Origin of the sequence: Sphingopyxis sp., assembly GCF_035944815.1 — a bacterium.
Taxonomy (GTDB): Bacteria; Pseudomonadota; Alphaproteobacteria; order Sphingomonadales; family Sphingomonadaceae; genus Sphingopyxis.
On sequence record NZ_DASZAU010000002.1, the window covers coordinates 60,519 to 79,302 of the forward strand.

The following is an 18,784-nucleotide window of genomic DNA, read 5'->3' on the forward strand; positions in this document are numbered from 1 at the left end:
TGCTGTTAAGACGTCGCCCCCGACCGTGACAGGCCTTGGATCGCCACGGCAAAACTGCCTCTACCCCGCCGTCGCGAACCAGATGACATGCCGCGCGCCCTTGCCGTTGCTCCGCGCGCGCACCCCGACCTCGTCGACCCGGAATCCCGCCGCCGCCAGCCGCCGTGCAAAGCGCGCGTCGGGCGCCGCCGACCAGATCGCCAATATGCCGCCGCGCGTCAGCGCCGCCTTTGCCGCCGCAAGGCCCGCGGCCGAGTAGATCCGGTCATTGGCTTCATGTGTCAGCGCATCGGGGCCGTTGTCGACGTCGAGCAGGATCGCGTCATATCGCCCGCGGCCGCTCGCGATCGCCGCCGCGACGTCGCCGATGACCAGTTCGACCCGCGGGTCGTCGAGAGCGCCCGCCGCCAGCTCGGCCATCGGCCCGCGCGCCCAGTCGATGATGCCGGGGACCAGTTCGGCGACGGTAACCCTTGCGTCAGGCCCGAGCGCCGCCAGCGCCGCGCGCAGGGTAAAGCCCATGCCATAACCGCCGATCAGCAGGCGAACCGCCTTGCGCCCCGCCAGCCGCGCACAGCTCATCGCCGCCAGCGCCTCTTCGGATCCACTCATCCGGCTGCTCATCAGCTCGTTGCCGCCGATCGCGATGATGAAATCGCCGCCGCGCCGGAACAGGCGAAGCTCGCCGCCGCCGGGCACCGCCGCCGTATCGATCAGTTCGCGCGCCTTCACTTGCCCTCGCCCGTCATTGCATCATTCCCCACTGCCATCATGCGGCCCATTCGGCTGGATCGGACTCTTCGCCGATCAACGCAAGGCCGTGCGCGATCGAGGTGAGCTCGCCGCCCGTCGCGATCCGCTCCGCGCCGAAGCGGCGATCGAACAGCGCACGGATCGCGGGGATCAGAGACGAACCGCCGGTCAGGAAGATGCGGTCGATGGCATCCGGAGCAACGCCCGCCCGCGCCAGCGCGGCGTCCATCGCGGCTTCGATGCGGCGAAGGTCGTCGGCGATCCAGCTTTCGAAATCGGCGCGGCGCACCTCGGCCCGGATGTCGACGCCGTCGCCGGCAAAGGCGAATTCAGCATGGCCGGCACCCGACAGGGCGCGTTTGAGCCGGCCGACCGCGTCATAGAGCGGGAAGCCCTGCTCATGCTCGATCAGCGCGATCATGCGCCCGATCGGTTCGGGATCGACCGCATCGCGCTGCAGCCGCCGCAGTTCGTCCAGCGTCCGGCGATTGCGCATCAGCGCGAGGCGCGACCAGTCGGCGAAATCGGCGAAATAGCCGCCCGGTATTTCGAGAAGCTTGTCGAACGAGCGGTAATTGCCACCCTTGCCGAGCAGCGGCAGTACCAGCCTGTCGACGATGCGGTAATCGAAACGGTCGCCCGCGATCCCGATCCCCGACGAAGCGAGCGGGACGCAGCGGCGCGCGCTGCCCGGTTCCGCGACGCGGACGATCGAAAAATCGGTCGTGCCGCCGCCGAAGTCGGCGACGAGGATCGTCGCGGGCTCGGTCAGCCGCGAGGCATAGCTGTGCGCCGCGCCGAGCGGTTCGTGCACATAATGGATCTCGGTGCCGAACGCCGCGAGCATCAGGTCGTAACGCTGGCGTGCCAGCGCCGCGTCGGGCCGTGCGCCGGCATATTCGACCGGGCGGCCGACGATCACCCGCCGCGGCCGCGTATCGAGCCGCCCGCCGGCGTGCGCGACCAGCCGCTGCAGGAACAGCCGCCCCATATCCTCGAAGCGGTACGGCTTGTTGAAGATCATCGCGCGTTCGAACGACGGGCTCGCCGCGACGCTCTTGAACGACTGGACGAAACGGCTGTCGAGCGGCGACTGGAGATATTCTTCGATCGCCCACGGCCCCGCTTCGTGCGCAACGCCCTGCCAGGCGCGCTCTTCCTCCCAGAAGCAGAGCGCCGACCGGAACACCGCGCCGGTCGCCGCGTCGCCCGCAAACTCGACGAGCTGCGTGTCGCCGCTACCGTCGGCCAGCGCGACGACGGTGTTGGTGGTGCCGAAATCGAGCCCGAGCGCGCTCGCGACCTGGTTGCTGTCCATGACGATACCTGTGGGATGAGCCGGGGATCGGCGCGGGGCCGGCGCCTATTGCATAAGGTCCGCCGAGGAGCAAGCTGCGCGAGCGCGCGGCACCTGCTCCCCGGATGGAAATGACTAGTCTTCTTCCTCGACCCAGAAAATGAATGCGTTCTTGGCATCGAAACCGATCAGCCCGCAGTCGAATGTCGCCGATGTCAGGGGATTCCAGCCCATGGACTCGCCGCTACCCCACAACCCGTTGCTCAGGAAAACGCCATCATGCGCCATTTCGCGAAGCGCCGTTTTTGCGCTATCGATCTCATTCGCATCGGGGTCGGCCTGACCGTAAGCAAGGCTCACCGTGCCTGCCACCGCCAGAACATGCGCGGCTTGTACCCGGTTCAGCTCCGGGAGGCCGTTGTAGACGAAGGGATTGTCGCGAGCTGTGGGATATCCGATCTTGTTCGCGATCATCGCGGGAATATCGCCGGCGTGCCCCTCAGGCCGCGCGCCGATCCACCAACGCGCATCGCTTCGGCTGGCATAGCTTTCGAACAGATGCGCGAGCGACTGCATCCCGGCGGTTAAGCATGGTACCCCGATCGCTGCCACCCTTTTCGGCCGCGCAGGCCCTTATCCCGCCCCGATCCGCCCGCCCGCGATATGGAAGCGGGTAACTTGTCCGGGCATGTCGTCGAACAGCGCCGCCTCGGTCCCCGTCAGCCAGGCCTGACCACGTTGTCCCGCCAGCCGCTCGTAGAGCGCACCGCGGCGCAGCGGGTCGAGATGCGCCGCGACCTCGTCGAGCAGCAGCACCGGTCGCTGTCCGCGCAGCCGCGCGACGCAATCGCTGTGCGCGAGGACGAGCGATAGCAGCATCGCCTTTTGCTCGCCGGTCGAGCAGCGCGCCGCGGCGCGGCCCGTCGCGGCATGAACCGCCGACAGGTCGTCGCGGTGCGGTCCCGCGGTCGCGCGCCCGGCGGCGGCGTCGATCCGGCGGCGGCCCGCGAACAGCGCTTTCAACGCCTCGACCTCGTGCGGCGCGCTGCGTAACTCGCCCTCGCTGTCGACGAGCGTCAGTAGCGGGCGGGCAAAGGGCGCATCGGGCAGCGCGGCGAGTTCGGCCGACAGGGCAGCGAGCATATGCTGGCGCGCCGCGTCCATCGCGGCGCCATGTTCGGCGAGCTGCGCCTCGAGGCTGGCGAGCCACCCCGCGTCGGCCGCCGACAGGTCGGCGAGCAATTTGCCGCGGGCACGCAGCGCCGCTTCATAGCGGTTGCTGTGCTGCGCATGACGCGGGTCGAGCGCGAGCACGAGCCGGTCGAGGAAGCGGCGGCGGTTGCCCGCAGTCTCGACGAACAGCCGGTCCATCGCGGGCGTCAGCCATAATATCGCAAGCCATTCGCCGAGCGCGGTCGCGGCGCCCGCGGCGCCGTTGATGCGCACGATGCGGCGTCCCGGATGCGCGGGCTCGATCCCGGTGCCGAGCGCGACCGGCGGCAGGTCCGCGCCCGCCTGCACTTCGGCGAAGACGGCGAAGCCCCCGCTCGCCCCGTCGCGCACCATGTCGGGGAGCGCGGCGCGGCGCAGCCCGCGGCCCGGCGCGAGCAGCGAGATCGCTTCCAATATATTGGTCTTGCCCGCGCCATTGTCGCCGTGGAGTGCGACGAGCCCCGCCGCGGCCGCCATGTCCGCGCCGGCGTGATTGCGAAAATCGGTCAGCGAAAGGCGGGTCAGCGTCATCCTTTCCCGCGCCTACCGCAGCGCCCGCGGCGACGCCAGCCCGCCTCGCGTGGCCATAGAAAGAATATTTTTCGCTTATCGGAAATTTTCGCCATTTTAGCGGAATTTTCGCGCTGAAATATTATGTCGGATGCCGAAAAATCCCACTTAACCGCCAATGAATGAAATTGGCACGGGCCGTGCATTGCTGCTGGCATCCACCGGATGGCCCGGATGGAAGGTTCAAGGAAGGATTTTATCATGGCTCATTTCAACGTTCACGCCGTCAAGAGCTACGCACTTGCCGCTTTCGCTTCGGTCTATGCCTCGGTGATGCTGCTCGCGATCGTCGGCCAGAATGGTGCGCAGGTCGGTTCGCTGGTCGTTTGATCGGCGAACCCCACCACTCTTCGAAAACGCCGGCCCCCGGGCCGGGATGGAAAGGAAAGAAATGAAACAGGGTTTTCGCAAGAATCGTCGCGACGGGATGATCTTCGGCGTGTGCGCCGGAATGTCGGACCAGTTCGGTATCGACGTCTTGTGGACGCGCGTCGGCTTTGTCGCCCTGACGCTTCTGGGCTTCGGCCTGCCTTTGCTGCTGTACCTCGCCGTCGCGATCCTCGCGCCCTAGGACAGCCCGGGCCGGCCGCCTTACAGGCGCAGTCGCACCGGCCCGCATATTTCCACGATCAGGGGCCCGCCGGTCTGACCGGCGGGCCTTTTGCTATTTCGGCAGCGCCCAGCGCACGGCAAAGGCAAACTGCCGCCCCGCCACCTCCAGGCCGTCGGCGGTTTTCGGCTGCAACTTGATCGTCGATGCCAGCTGGTAGGTCGAAAAGCGCAGATCTTCCATCAATTGCGCGGTATAGCCCGGCACCTCGGCGGGATTGGAAATCACCATGCCGCGATCGCGACACAGCAATTTGAGGTCAGCCCCGATGTCGCACGTCACGCGAACCTGAGCATTGACCGAATAGCGCATGGCAATCGCAGGATAGAGCATCTGAAGCAGCCGGCCGTCGAGCGGCTCGGCGAAGGCGACATTGCCCATGGTCAACGCCGGTTCCGGTGCAGCTGCAAAGGGCGGGCGTGCGTCGGCGGACGCGACGACCTCCTCGAAGAAGCGAATGGAAAACATCGTGCTTCGGTCGCCGGGGAACAGGCGGAGCGTTTTCACGCGCCGCGCCGCCGCCCTGAACAGCGCGGCATCGACCCGGTCGGCCGAACGCACCGCCTTGTCGCTCGCCTCCAATATCCTGCCCCAGTCGACACGCTCTTGGCCGAGCGGTACGAGCGAGGCCGGTACACAATTGCCCGGCCCTCCCGATGGGACAAATATGATGCAGGCCAAGCGAACGGGAACCGGCCTGTCCAGCGCGACCTCCAACTCGTCCCATGTTGCGGCGCGGACCGAGTCGCTGATCGGCACGCGGATATCCGCCGGCTGTACCGCCGCATAGGCCACGGGCAGCATATTCTCATCCGCAGGCGCCACCGCGCCGGATGCCGCGGCTATCAATCCCAACATAATCGTCATTCTGTGTCCCCCGATGATGACATTGGGAGCACAGAATAACGGCTGGGGAAAGCGCAAAGGCGACACGCCGCCAAACGGCCGGGGGGCATCCTCGGGTCACCCCTTGGGCAATACCGTGAAGCTGTAGGGAATATACAGGAACACCTCATTCTCGCTCGCCTGGTTCCACACCAGATGGCGATCGAGCCCGGTGACCGTCACGCCATAATCGGCACCGAAGGCACTGCTCGTGCGGCGCGATTCCTCGGCGATCAGCTGTACGACCGGCCCGCGATACTGGTCGGGGTTGATGATGGTCAGCTGCATCGCGCCATTCTTTTCGACGAGCGAGCGCCCCGTAGCGGGAACCGCCTTGATAAAGCCGTCGATCCGCTGGAGCGCGCTGTCCGCCGGTCCCGCGAGCTTCGTCTTGACCACCACCGCGACCTCGCTGGTGTCCGAGCGGCGCCCCATGCGCAGCGGCAGCTCGCGATAATTGGCGAGCGTCACCGGGGTCAGCTCGAAACTGCCGGTGACCAGCTCGACCCCTGCGGCGTCGGCACGGCGGATCGCCGCCTCCAGCATCGCGTGGATTTCCTGCCGCCGCACAGCAGCGTCGCGCGAATCCGAGGTGACGAGAATGTCCTGGATCGCGCCGTCGGCGAGCCGCCGCAGCCCGATCACGGGCACGCTTTCCTTGAAATAGCCGTCGCCCGACCCGCGCGTCGACGACACGCGCACCTCGCCGCGGATATTGCTGCTGTCCTGCGCCACGGCGCCGCCGGCGGCCACCGCGAGCAGCAAGGCCGCGGACATCGCCCAAGTCTTTCCGATTTTCATATATCCACCTCGCAACAAAGAAGTTGCGACCCGGAGGCGGGATATCAGCACCCACCCTGCCGGGAGATGAACGGCGAGATCGGCGGGAACGGGCATAAATTTCCTCCCCGCTCGCTGGGAGGGGGACCGCCGCCGAAACCGGTGGTTCGAGGGGGCTCTCGGCCCAAGACGCGGCTTCAGGCCGAGGGGCCCTTCGTCAGCGCTTCGCGCTGCCACCTCCCCACGCGTTGGGAGGATCGGCTCGTTTCCACGCCAAAGCTGAAATCGGCATCCCCTGCACCCCAAAGAAAAAGCCCCACCGGATCGCTCCGGCGGGGCTGTTTTCATGGCCAGGCCGAAAGGCCGAGGGGCTTATTCCTCGCCTTCGCCTTCGGGGCGATCCAGCACCGCGACATCGTCGGTGGTGAAATCGTCGCCCTGCACCTTGCCGAGCGGATCGTCGCCGATCGCGGCTTCGGGACCCTGCGCCAGTTCGGCGGCATGTTCCTCGGCGGCGGTCGCCGGCGCGATCAGATGCTCCTGGTTCGCGGCGCGCATGGCGGCGCGAAGCGCGGCATCCTTCGACGAGGCGGTGACGCGGACGCGGTTCATGGCAGCGCCGGTACCCGCCGGGATGAGGCGGCCGACGATGACATTTTCCTTGAGGCCCTGCAGCGAGTCGATCTTGCCCTGCACCGACGCTTCGGTGAGAACGCGGGTCGTCTCCTGGAAGGATGCGGCCGAAACGAAGCTGCGGGTCTGCAGCGACGCCTTGGTGATCCCGAGCAGGACCGGGCGGCCCTCCGCGGGAACGCCGTTCTTCGGCAGCTTGGCGTTATATTCCATCATCTCCAGATAATCGAGCTGTTCGCCCGGCAGCAGCGTAGTGTCGCCGCCCGACGTGATCTCGACCTTCTGCAGCATCTGGCGAACGATCACCTCGATGTGCTTGTCGTTGATCTTCACGCCCTGCAGTCGATAGACTTCCTGGATTTCCGCGACCAGATATTCGGCCAGCGCCTCGACGCCCATGACGTCGAGGATGTCGTGCGGGTTCGGCGAACCGCTGATCAGCGCGTCCCCGCGCTTGACCATGTCGCCTTCCTGCACTTCCAAGACCTTCGACTTGGGGATCAGATACTCGATCGGATCGCCTTCTTCCGGAACGATCGCGATCTTGCGCTTCGCCTTGTAATCCTTGACGAATTCAATGCGGCCGCTGATCTTCGCGATAACGCTGTTGTCCTTCGGAATGCGCGCTTCGAACAGCTCGGCAACACGCGGCAGACCGCCGGTGATGTCGCGCGTCTTCGACGCTTCGCGGCTGACACGCGCCAGAACGTCGCCTGCCTGCACTTCCTGACCGTCCTCGACCGACAGCATCGTGCCGACCGCGAGCAGGTAGCGCGCTGCTTCGCCCGACTGATCGTCGAGCAAGGTCAGGCGCGGCTGCAGGTCTTCCTTCTTGGCGCGGCCCGCCGAACGATATTCGATCACGACGCGCTGGGCGATGCCCGTCGCTTCGTCGACCTGTTCGACCAGCGTCTTGCTGTCCAGCAAGTCCTGATACTTCACGACGCCCTGCTTTTCGGTGATGAGCGGCATGGTGAACGGATCCCATTCGGCAATCCGGTCGCCCTTCTTCACCTTCTCGCCGTCCTTGTGCATGATCTGCGCACCATAGGGCAGCTTGTGCGTCGCGCGTTCGCGGCCTTCGGCGTCGATGATCGCGAGCTCGCCCGAACGCGACAGCGCGAGGCGGCGGCCACGCTGGTCGACGATCGTCGCCATGTCACGATATTCGATCGTACCGTCCGAAATCGCTTCGGCGTTCGACTGTTCGTTGACCTGCGCCGCTCCACCGATGTGGAAGGTACGCATGGTCAGCTGCGTGCCGGGCTCACCGATCGACTGCGCGGCGATAACGCCGACAGCTTCACCGATGTTGACCGGCGTACCGCGCGCAAGGTCGCGGCCATAGCATTTGCCGCAAACGCCCAGCGTCGCTTCGCAGACCAGCGGCGAACGGATCTTGACCGACTGGACTTCGGCGTCCTCGATCCGCTGCGTCGTCGCTTCGTCGAGCAAGGTGCCGATCGGCGCGATGATGTTGCCGTCCTTGTCGGCGACGTCTTCGAGCGTGGTACGGCCGAGGATACGCTCGCCGAGCGAGGCGATCGTCGAACCGCCCTGCACGATCGCGCGCATTTCCATGCCGCGTTCGGTACCGCAATCTTCCTCGATCACGACGCAGTCCTGCGACACGTCGACCAGACGGCGGGTCAGGTAACCCGAGTTCGCCGTCTTGAGCGCCGTATCGGCCAGACCCTTACGCGCACCGTGGGTCGAGTTGAAATACTCGAGAACGGTGAGGCCTTCCTTGAAGTTCGAGATGATCGGCGTTTCGATGATCTCGCCCGACGGTTTGGCCATCAGGCCGCGCATGCCGGCAAGCTGCTTCATCTGGGCCTGCGAACCACGAGCACCCGAGTGCGCCATCATATAGATGGAGTTGATCGGGGCCAGACGACCCGTCTTCGGATCCTTCGGCTCGGCGCGGATTTCGTCCATCATCGCGTTCGCGACCTTGTCGCCGCACTGCGACCAGGCGTCGATCGCCTTGTTGTACTTTTCCTGCTGCGTGATCAGGCCGTCCTGATACTGCTGCTCGAAATCCTTCACGAGGGCGCGGGTTTCGTTGACCATGCCTTCCTTGGACTCGGGGATGATCATGTCATCCTTGCCGAAGGAAATGCCGGCCTTGAACGCGTTGCGGAAGCCCAGCGCCATGATGGCGTCGGCGAACAACACGGTCTCTTTCTGGCCGGTGTGACGATAGACCTGATCGATCACGTCGCCGATTTCCTTCTTGGTCAGAAGGCGGTTGACGACGTCGAAGGGCACAGTGTGCGACTTCGGCAGGCATTCGCCGATAAGCATGCGGCCCGGCGTGGTCTCGAAGCGCTTGAGATACTCGTTGCCCTGTTCGTCGGTCTGGGGGACGCGGCTCACCACCTTGGTGTGCAGCGTGACCGCGCCGGTGAACAGCGCCTGATGCACTTCGGCCATGTCGGCCAGAAGCATCCCCTCGCCCGGCTCGCCTTCGCGTTCCATCGAGAGATAGTAGAGACCGAGAACCATGTCCTGCGACGGCACGATGATCGGCTTGCCGTTCGCGGGGCTGAGGATGTTGTTCGTCGACATCATCAGCACGCGCGCTTCGAGCTGCGCTTCCAGCGAGAGCGGCACGTGGACCGCCATCTGGTCACCGTCGAAGTCGGCGTTGAACGCGGCGCAGACCAGCGGGTGAAGCTGGATCGCCTTGCCTTCGATCAGCACGGGCTCGAACGCCTGGATGCCGAGGCGGTGAAGCGTCGGGGCGCGGTTCAGAAGAACCGGGTGCTCGCGAATGACTTCGTCGAGGATGTCCCAGACTTCCTTGCGTTCCTTTTCGACCCACTTCTTCGCCTGCTTCAGGGTCATCGACAGACCCTTGGCGTCGAGGCGCGCGTAGATGAACGGCTTGAACAGCTCGAGCGCCATCTTCTTCGGCAGGCCGCACTGGTGCAGCTTGAGTTCGGGACCGGTCACGATGACCGAGCGGCCCGAATAGTCGACGCGCTTGCCGAGCAGGTTCTGACGGAAGCGGCCCTGCTTACCCTTGAGCATGTCGGACAGCGACTTCAGCGGACGCTTGTTGGCACCCGTGATCGTGCGACCGCGGCGGCCGTTGTCGAACAGCGCGTCGACGGCTTCCTGCAGCATGCGCTTTTCGTTGCGGACGATGATGTCCGGCGCGCGCAGTTCCATCAGCCTTTTGAGACGATTGTTGCGGTTGATCACGCGGCGATAGAGGTCGTTGAGGTCCGACGTCGCGAAGCGGCCGCCGTCGAGCGGCACCAGCGGGCGCAGTTCGGGCGGAATGACCGGCACGACTTCGAGGATCATCCACTCGGGACGGTTGCCCGACTCGATGAAGCTCTCGACGACCTTCAGGCGCTTGATGATCTTCTTGGGCTTCAGCTCCGACTTGGTCGTCGCAAGCTCTTCCATCAGGTCGACGCGTTCCTGCTCCAGATCGAGATTTTCGAGGAGCACGCGGATCGCCTCGGCGCCGATGCCGGCCGAGAAAGCGTCTTCGCCATATTCGTCCTGCGCGTCGAGCAGTTCGTCTTCGGTCAGAAGCTGGAACTTTTCGAGCGGGGTCAGGCCGGGCTCAAGAACGATATAGGCTTCGAAATACAGCACGCGCTCGAGCTGCTTCAGCTGCATGTCGAGCAGCAGGCCGATGCGCGACGGCAGCGACTTCAGGAACCAGATGTGCGCGACGGGCGCGGCGAGCTCGATATGGCCCATGCGCTCGCGGCGAACCTTGGTCACCGTGACTTCGACACCGCATTTTTCGCAGACGATGCCTTTGTATTTCATACGCTTGTACTTGCCGCACAGGCATTCATAATCCTTGATCGGACCAAAGATGCGCGCGCAGAACAGGCCGTCACGCTCGGGCTTGAACGTGCGGTAGTTGATCGTTTCGGGCTTCTTGATCTCGCCGAAAGACCACGAGCGGATGCGCTCGGGGCTCGCGATGCCGATCTTGATCATGTCGAAGGTTTCGGGCTTCGCGACCGGGTTCATGAAGTTGGTAAGCTGGTTCATATGTCTGCTCCATCTTCCCCTCTCGCTTGACGCGAGAGGGGTGAGGAAAAATCTTATTCGGCGGCTTCGGGAAGGGCTTCCGGACCTTCGTCATCGTCTTCGTCCGCATAGGACGAAAGCTCGACGTTGAGGCCCAGCGAGCGCATTTCCTTGACGAGCACGTTGAAGCTTTCGGGAATGCCGGCCTCGAAGGTGTCGTCGCCCTTGACGATCGCTTCGTAAACCTTGGTGCGGCCGATCACGTCGTCCGACTTCACCGTCAGCATTTCCTGCAGCGTGTACGCCGCGCCATAGGCCTGGAGCGCCCAGACCTCCATTTCACCGAAGCGCTGGCCACCGAACTGCGCCTTACCGCCCAGCGGCTGCTGGGTAACAAGCGAGTACGGCCCGATCGAACGCGCGTGGATCTTGTCGTCGACAAGGTGATGCAGCTTCAGGATATACATATATCCCACCGTCACCTTGCGGTCGAAACGATCGCCGGTGCGGCCATCGTACAGATCGACCTGACCCGACCGGTCGAGACCCGCGCGCTCCAGCATCGCCGACACGTCGCCTTCGCGCGCACCGTCAAACACCGGGGTCGCGAAAGGCACGCCCACCGACAGGTTCCCGGCGAGTTCGACGACCTCTTCGGTCGACCGCGCCTTGATCTCGTCGGCATATTCGTCGCCATAGGCCTGCAGCAGCGCTTCGCGCACCGCTTCGGGCGGGGCGCCCGCTTCGGGCTCGGGGTTCGCCACGCGCCAGTCTTCGAGCGCCGCGGTGATCTGGCGACCGAAGCCGCGCGATGCCCAGCCAAGGTGCGTCTCGAGGATCTGCCCGACGTTCATGCGCGACGGCACGCCCAGCGGGTTGAGCACGAAGTCGACGTGCGTCCCGTCTTCGAGGAACGGCATGTCCTCGATCGGCAGGATGCGGCTGATGATGCCCTTGTTGCCGTGACGGCCGGCCATCTTGTCGCCCGACTGCAGCTTGCGCTTCACGGCAACGAAGACCTTGACCATCTTGAGCACGCCCGGGGCGAGTTCGTCGCCGCGCTGCAGCTTTTCGACGCGATCTTCATACTTCGCGCTGATCCGCTTGATCGCGTCGTCATACTGCGCCTTGATCGCTTCGAGCGCGGCCTGCGCATTGTCTTCGACAACCGCCAGTTTCCACCAGTCGGCACGGTCGAGATCGACGAGCATTTCCTCGGTGACCACATCGCCCTTCTTCAGGCCCTTCGGCACTGCGCTGGTCGCCTGACCGATGAGCAGTTCCTTGAGGCTCGAGAAGGTCGCGCGGTTGAGGATCGCGCGTTCGTCGTCGGCATCCTGCTTCAGGCGCTCGATCTCTTCGCGTTCGATCGCGATCGCGCGTTCGTCCTTGTCGATACCGTGGCGGTTGAAGACGCGGACTTCGACGACCGTGCCCGACACGCCCGGCGGCAGGCGGAGCGAGGTGTCGCGCACGTCGCTGGCCTTTTCGCCGAAGATCGCGCGCAGCAGCTTTTCTTCCGGCGTCATCGGCGATTCACCCTTGGGGGTGATCTTACCGGCCAGAATGTCGCCCGGGCCGACTTCGGCGCCGATGTAGACGATGCCCGCTTCGTCGAGGTTGCGGAGCGCTTCCTCACCGACGTTCGGGATGTCGCGCGTGATGTCTTCGGGGCCAAGGCGCGTGTCGCGCGCGGTGACTTCGAATTCCTCGATGTGGATCGAGGTGAAGACGTCGTCCTTCACGATGCGTTCGCTGATGAGGATCGAGTCCTCATAGTTATAGCCGTTCCACGGCATGAACGCGACGAGCACATTCTTGCCGAGCGCCAGTTCGCCGAGTTCGGTCGACGGACCGTCGGCGATGATGTCGCCCGCGCGAACGACTTCGCCCACCTTCACCAGCGGACGCTGGTTGATGCAGGTGTTCTGGTTCGACCGCTGGAACTTCTGCAGGCGATAGATGTCGACGCCCGACTTGCCGGGTTCGACCATATCGGTCGCACGGATAACGATACGCGTCGCATCGACCTGGTCGATCACGCCGCCGCGGCGTGCCGCGATCGCCGCGCCCGAATCGCGCGCAACGGTTTCTTCCATGCCGGTGCCGACGACGGGCGCTTCGGCCCGGATCAGCGGCACAGCCTGGCGCTGCATGTTCGAACCCATGAGTGCGCGGTTGGCGTCATCGTTTTCGAGGAACGGGATCAGCGATGCCGCGACCGAAACGAGCTGCTTCGGCGACACGTCCATCAGCGTGATCTGGTCGCGCGGCGCCATCAGGAATTCGCCCGCTTCACGCGCCGAGATCAGCTCGTCGATGAAGCTGCCGTCGGGGTTGAGGTCGGCGTTCGCCTGCGCAACCGTGTGCTTCTGCTCTTCCATCGCCGACAGATAGACGACTTCGTTCGTGACCTTGCCGTCGACGATGCGGCGGTACGGGGTCTCGATGAAGCCATATTTGTTGACGCGCGCAAAGGTCGCGAGCGAGTTGATCAGACCGATGTTCGGGCCTTCGGGCGTTTCGATCGGGCAGATACGGCCATAGTGGGTCGGGTGAACGTCGCGGACTTCGAAGCCTGCGCGTTCGCGGGTCAGACCGCCCGGCCCAAGCGCCGACACGCGGCGCTTGTGCGTCACTTCCGACAGCGGGTTGGTCTGATCCATGAACTGCGAGAGCTGCGACGAGCCGAAGAATTCGCGAACCGCGGCAACCGCCGGCTTCGCGTTGATCAGGTCGTTCGGCATCACGGTCGACACGTCGACCGAGCTCATGCGCTCCTTCACGGCGCGCTCCATGCGGAGCAGGCCGACGCGATACTGATTTTCGAGCAGCTCGCCGACCGAGCGGACACGACGGTTACCGAGGTTGTCGATATCGTCGATTTCGCCCTTGCCGTCCTTCAGGTTCACCAGTTCCTTGACGACGGCGAGAATGTCCTCGCTGCGCAGCGTGGTGACCGTGTCCTCGGCATCGAGGCTGAGGCGCATGTTCAATTTCACACGACCCACAGCCGACAGGTCGTAACGCTCGGGGTCGAAGAACAGGCCGCCGAACAAGGCTTCCGCGGTTTCGCGCGTCGGCGGTTCGCCGGGGCGCATGACGCGGTAGATGTCCGACAGCGCCTGGTCGCGGTCCTCGGCCTTGTCGGCCTTCAGCGTGTTGCGGATCCAGGGGCCCGTGTTGTTGTGGTCGATGTCGAGCAGGACGAGCTTGTCGATGCCCGCGGCGTCGAGCTTTTCGAGATTGTCGGCGCTCACTTCGTCGCCGGCTTCGATGTAGATCTCGCCGGTCGACTCGTTGATCAGGTCATAGGCGCTGTAACGGCCGAAGATTTCCTCGGTCGGGATCAGCAGCGTGTCGAGACCGTCCTTCGCGGCCTTGTTGGCAAGGCGCGGGCTGATCTTGTGGCCGGCGGCGAAGACGACTTCGCCGGTCTTGGCGTCGACGACGTCGAACGCGGGCTTCGAACCGCGCCAGTTTTCGACGACGAAGGGAACCTTCCAGCCGTTTTCGGCGCGCTCGAAGACGAGGCGATCATAGAAATGGTTGAGGATTTCCTCGCCCGACATGCCCAGCGCGTACAGCAGGCTGGTGACCGGCAGCTTGCGCTTGCGGTCGATACGGACGTTGACGATGTCCTTGGCGTCGAATTCGAAGTCGAGCCACGAACCGCGATACGGGATCACGCGCGCGGCGAACAGGAATTTGCCCGACGAGTGGGTCTTGCCGCGGTCATGGTCGAAGAGCACACCCGGCGAACGGTGCATCTGCGACACGATGACGCGCTCGGTGCCGTTGACGAAGAAGGTGCCGTTCTCGGTCATGAGCGGCATGTCGCCCATGTAAACGTCCTGCTCCTTGATATCGAGCACCGAACGGGTGTCGGTTTCGCTGTCGACCTCGAAGACGATCAGGCGCAGCGTGACCTTCATCGGCGCCGCATAGGTGATGCCGCGCTGGCGACATTCCTCGACGTCATACTTCGGCTCTTCGAGCTCGTAGTGGACGAAGTCGAGTTCGGCGGTGCCGGCGAAATCGCGGATCGGGAAAACGCTGCGCAGCGTCTTTTCGAGGCCCGAAACATAACCGATCGAGGGATCCGAGCGCAGGAACTGCTCATAGGATTCGCGCTGCACCTCGATGAGGTTGGGCATCTCCACCGCTTCGTGGATGTTGCCGAACAGCTTACGGATTCGCTTGCTTGCGGTTGCTTCGAGGGCCTTGCCCACCGACTTCGCCTTGGTCGCCATAAGTGATTGTCTCGCCTTGATAAAATAGCTCGCGAGCGCAGGAGAGACGCAAAAAGGCCGCGACCAACCGTTGCCGGTTTACCGCAGCTTTCCAACGCATCTCGAAATCCCGAACGCCCTATCCGTACAGCCTGCCGCGCAAAGTCAGGCTCTATCTCGGACGATCGGGTATGCCGGCCATATAGGATCAGGGGTGCGGAGTGTCAACGGGAGCGGGACGAAGCGAGGGTGCGAAAATCGGCTTGGGGGTGGAAAGCGGACATGGCCTTGGGTAGACCTCGGCCATGTCTTCAACTCGGTTTATAGACGGCGACCGGCCAACCCACGAAGAGGTGGAGGCAGCCGCACGGCAACTATATATGTCCGGAGACGAGCATGGCTGGTGGCCGGATAGCGTTTCTGACTACGATTCTCTCGATCCCGTTGGCAGGGAGGAGTTTGACGCCATCGTCGAACGCATCTTGATGTCCGCTGCCGCAGCTAAGCGCAAAGCCGCGAGCGGCTCCTCGTAGATGGGGTTTTCCGCAACCGGCCCTTAGCCGCGCTCCCTAAAACACGCCTTTCAGCAACGCCGCCGGGTTCCGCCGCAACGCCGCCTCCTCGCTCGCCATATAATGGAAAATGCCCTTCAGCGCCTGCTGCGTCACCGACCGCGTCAACCCGTCGCGCGACAGCCCGGCCGAGGCCATCAGCTGGTTGCCCTGCGACAGCTGGTCGAGCTGGCGATAAGCGCCGACGCTTTCGAGCGCCGAGCCGACGAGCGGTGACACCTTGCCGAACAGCACGTCGCCCGCGCTCCGTTCGAGGTAACGCGTCGCGCCGTCATTCTTCGACACCAGCCCCGGCGCATCGGTCCAGCGCAGATTGTCGATCGCGGCACGAAACACCGGCTTCGCCTCGCCCGCCGCCTTGCCGCCGGCATCGTTCAGGCTCTTGGTCAAATTGGTCGTGAGGCCGAGCTTGTCGCCCATGCCAAAGAGTTTGGACGCCAGCTTGCCACCCGCCCCCGGCAACAGGATGCGCACCGCCGTATCGCGGTAAAAGGCGCCGGGCTCGGCCAATTTGTCGAGCGCGCCGTCGGACGCGCCCGCGATCAGCCCCTTCACCCCGCTCTTCGGCAGCTTCGCCATCGCCCAGGGGGCATGCGCCAGCGCCAGCATTCCCGCCGCCCCCGCCAGCAGCATCCGCCGCGTCGTCATTGCGTCGTCCCATTCCATCGCCCATCTCCCGTCCGTCGATATTCGCACGCGAAGCCTATCAGCAAAGCCTTGATCGCCAAAGACAAAGGCGCACGAGGTCCTGCGGAATCGAAACGGGCGGCGCCATCGCACCGCCCGTCCGCTTGGTTGTCCAAAATCCGGGTGTTTACCGGCCCTGCGCCCAGCCGTGGAATATCCCGCCGGTCAGCCCCGACCACCACGGCCAGACATGGACCAGGCACACGCCGTTCGCGGTCTTGTTCTGGCGGATCAGCAGCCCCCAATAGAGGCTGAAGTGGAGCAGCGCGAGCGCGACCCAGCCGCCCGCCGACTGCAGGACGCCCTTCCACGTCAGCTTGCCGAAGTTCGACAGGAAATATCCGATCATCGCCGTCGCCGTCGTGCCGCCGGTGCCGAGCAATATCTCTTCGATCCTGTCGGCGCATTTGCGGTCGAGACAGATGCGCACACCCCAGATGCCCTCGATCGACCAACTCGCGTTCATCAGGCATTCGGCGGTGCCCTTGATGATCGCCATGATGTCGTCCTGCGTCTGTTGCGGGATCGGCGGCGCGCCCTGGTTGCCGCCCTGGTTCCCGCCGCGCGCCGGCGGCGGCGGCGGAACCCGGCCGCCGCCGGCCCCGCCGCCCCCGCCGCTGCCCCCGCCCGCGGGCGGCAGCGCGATCGGGTCGAAGTCGAGGATATGGCGCCGCCCGGCCCATTCGCCGAGCCGCTCGATCACCGCATCTTCGAACAGATAGGGCGGCGGGTCGCCGAACTTGCCGCTGCCGAGCAGCTTGCGCACCGTATCGGTAGATGCGAGCGGCCGGAAGCCGAGCGCCTGCCAGTCGGACGAACCGAGCATGCCGGCGACGTCGCGCCGTTCGAGCGCGCGCCAGGGCATCGCGATCTTCTGCTTTTCGTCCCCGCCGGCGAGCTGGACGAAGCCGTCCTGCACCATCGTGACGACCTCTTCGCCGACGACCTTCGCATCGTCGCCCAGAAATTTGGCATAGGCGGAAACGATCGCGTCGGGATTGCCGATATCGGCGCGGCCGCTGGCCGGGTCGATCACGATATTCTTTTCCATGATGCCGATCAGCGCGCGCGATCGCTCGGCGGCCTCATTCGCCGGCCCCTGAAAGGCCTCCAGACTTAAGCGGTCCATATCGAACTCCTCTCGATAGATTGAAAAACGACGATTTTGTCCCACCCGGAAACAGGTCGGACGGATACCGGAGCCGTGCGTCCTTATTTGCGCTGCGAGCCCTGCGATTGGTTCCGACATGGCTTGCCTACCGGACCGGGCCGGTGCTTTTCTTCCCCCTGACAGGGGGGAAATGGCGAGTGACCCAAGGCACTGCCCGACCACCGAAATCCCTGCATCACCGGCGTCGCGATCGATCCTCTTCGACCAAGGGAGCATAAGCTTGACCATGGAACGGACCGCGATGCGCCCGAGCGGCGCCCTCTCCCACCTGTCGCAATTGGCGCGGCTCGGCTTGCCCAGCCGCACCATCATTCCTGAAATGCTCGCCACATTGGCGCGCCTCGTCCCGAGCCATTTCTGCATGTTCGTGTGGATCGACAGCCGCGGACGGCCGGTCGATTTCCACCTTCCGTGGATCAATGCGCAGGCGATCGAGGCGAACAGCTCGCTGCTGACCTGCTACGACATGGAGGTGCCGAGCTTTACCAGCCTCGTGCGCGGCGGCCGGCCCTATGGCTTCGCCGCCGAAGCGTGCCGCAAACCCGATTTCGCTAGCTCCTTTTTCTACAACGAAGTCTGCCGTCCCTATGGCGTCGGTCATGGTTTCGACGTCTTCGTGCGCGACGGCCGCGCGGTGCGCGGCGTCGTGCTCGCCACGCGCGAACCCGGCAAATCCTATTATTCGCGCCGCGATGTCGAGGCGCTGATGGGCGCCGCCCCCGCCTTTGCGCATGCGCTGGCTGCCGACAATCTCGACCTTCCGGCGTCGACCGCTTTCGCCGACGACGCCGAACGCGCGGTGCTGACGCTCGACTGCGACGGCCATATCGTCGAGGCAAGCGGGCGGCACGAACAATTGCTGCGCGCGCTGCTCGACCTGCGTTTCGACCAGCGCTTCAGCCGCACCGCCTTCGCGTCGGCCGCCCCCGACTTTTTTGCGCCCCTGATCGCCCAGGCCGCGCGCCAGCCGACGGTCGTCCGCATGACGCCCTACGGCCGCATCGTCATCCGCTTCTATCCCGTCACGCGCCCTGCCGGCGCCGCCGCGCGGCAGCCGGATAGCGACCAATTCTACGCGCTGATCGAACGGCAGGTGCCGCTGGCGCTCGCGGCGATGAACCGCCTCGCCGCGTTCGATCTGTCGCCGCGCGAACGCGAGGTCGCGCGCCACATGATCGCGGCCGAGCCGCCGCAGCGCATCATGCAGGCGATGGGGATCGGCTCGCACACGCTGCACGACTATCGCCGCCGCATCTATCGCCGCATCGGGGTCGGATCGCGCGAAGAGCTGGCGCAGCGCGTGATGCAATAGGGCAAAACCAACCGAAATTACCGTATTGCAATATGTAATTTATCGATTATCGATATGTCATATAT

Annotated in this window: 13 protein-coding genes; 3 read left to right on the forward strand and 10 right to left on the reverse strand. The window is 64.7% G+C overall.

Features of this window, described 5'->3' with window-relative positions; genetic code table 11:
* Nucleotides 1-60 precede the first annotated feature (60 nt).
* The 4 genes from VGU00_RS01270 to recF all read right to left on the reverse strand — a co-directional run bounded on the left by VGU00_RS01270 (nucleotide 61) and on the right by recF (nucleotide 3,793).
* Entirely contained in the window at nucleotides 61-732 is a 672-nt protein-coding gene (locus VGU00_RS01270) for a spermidine synthase (RefSeq protein ID WP_327464696.1), read from the reverse strand.
* A gap of 37 nt (nucleotides 733-769) precedes the next feature.
* On the reverse strand, nucleotides 770-2,071 hold the full coding sequence (locus VGU00_RS01275) for an Hsp70 family protein (RefSeq protein ID WP_327464698.1): 1,302 nt from the start codon (nucleotides 2,069-2,071) through the stop codon (nucleotides 770-772).
* 114 nt (nucleotides 2,072-2,185) lie between these two features.
* A complete protein-coding gene (locus VGU00_RS01280; RefSeq protein WP_327464700.1) occupies nucleotides 2,186-2,626 on the reverse strand; it encodes a hypothetical protein in 441 nt (146 codons plus the stop codon).
* Between the two features lie 57 nt (nucleotides 2,627-2,683).
* Nucleotides 2,684-3,793 (reverse strand): DNA replication/repair protein RecF, encoded by a 1,110-nt coding sequence (gene recF, locus VGU00_RS01285; RefSeq protein ID WP_327464701.1) that lies wholly within the window; start codon nucleotides 3,791-3,793, stop codon nucleotides 2,684-2,686.
* A 240-nt stretch (nucleotides 3,794-4,033) separates the two neighbouring features.
* On the opposite strand from recF, the gene VGU00_RS01290 reads away from it, so the two are divergent.
* Together VGU00_RS01290 and VGU00_RS01295 are read left to right on the forward strand one after the other, a co-directional pair.
* A complete protein-coding gene (locus VGU00_RS01290; protein WP_260397812.1) occupies nucleotides 4,034-4,162 on the forward strand; it encodes a hypothetical protein in 129 nt (42 codons plus the stop codon).
* 61 nt (nucleotides 4,163-4,223) lie between these two features.
* The gene (locus VGU00_RS01295; RefSeq protein WP_039580111.1) at nucleotides 4,224-4,403 is read left to right on the forward strand and encodes a PspC domain-containing protein; all 180 of its coding nucleotides are present in this window, start codon (nucleotides 4,224-4,226) and stop codon (nucleotides 4,401-4,403) included.
* Nucleotides 4,404-4,496: 93 nt separating this feature from the next.
* Here VGU00_RS01295 and VGU00_RS01300 read toward each other — a convergent pair whose 3' ends face one another.
* From VGU00_RS01300 to VGU00_RS01325, 6 genes are all read right to left on the reverse strand, one after another.
* Complete coding sequence (locus tag VGU00_RS01300) at nucleotides 4,497-5,309, reverse strand: hypothetical protein (protein WP_327464706.1); 813 nt, start codon at nucleotides 5,307-5,309, stop codon at nucleotides 4,497-4,499.
* A gap of 96 nt (nucleotides 5,310-5,405) precedes the next feature.
* Entirely contained in the window at nucleotides 5,406-6,128 is a 723-nt protein-coding gene (locus VGU00_RS01305) for a TonB-dependent receptor (protein WP_327464708.1), read from the reverse strand.
* A gap of 351 nt (nucleotides 6,129-6,479) precedes the next feature.
* Complete coding sequence (gene rpoC / locus VGU00_RS01310) at nucleotides 6,480-10,766, reverse strand: DNA-directed RNA polymerase subunit beta' (RefSeq protein ID WP_327464710.1); 4,287 nt, start codon at nucleotides 10,764-10,766, stop codon at nucleotides 6,480-6,482.
* A gap of 53 nt (nucleotides 10,767-10,819) precedes the next feature.
* Entirely contained in the window at nucleotides 10,820-14,998 is a 4,179-nt protein-coding gene (gene rpoB / locus VGU00_RS01315) for a DNA-directed RNA polymerase subunit beta (RefSeq protein WP_327464712.1), read from the reverse strand.
* A 548-nt stretch (nucleotides 14,999-15,546) separates the two neighbouring features.
* Nucleotides 15,547-16,215 (reverse strand): DUF4197 domain-containing protein, encoded by a 669-nt coding sequence (locus tag VGU00_RS01320; RefSeq protein ID WP_327464714.1) that lies wholly within the window; start codon nucleotides 16,213-16,215, stop codon nucleotides 15,547-15,549.
* Nucleotides 16,216-16,363: 148 nt separating this feature from the next.
* Complete coding sequence (locus tag VGU00_RS01325) at nucleotides 16,364-17,365, reverse strand: hypothetical protein (protein ID WP_327464716.1); 1,002 nt, start codon at nucleotides 17,363-17,365, stop codon at nucleotides 16,364-16,366.
* A gap of 268 nt (nucleotides 17,366-17,633) precedes the next feature.
* On the opposite strand from VGU00_RS01325, the gene VGU00_RS01330 reads away from it, so the two are divergent.
* Nucleotides 17,634-18,719, forward strand: a complete 1,086-nt coding sequence (locus VGU00_RS01330; RefSeq protein WP_327465747.1) for a helix-turn-helix transcriptional regulator — start codon at nucleotides 17,634-17,636, stop codon at nucleotides 18,717-18,719.
* The last annotated feature ends 65 nt before the right edge of the window (nucleotides 18,720-18,784 follow it).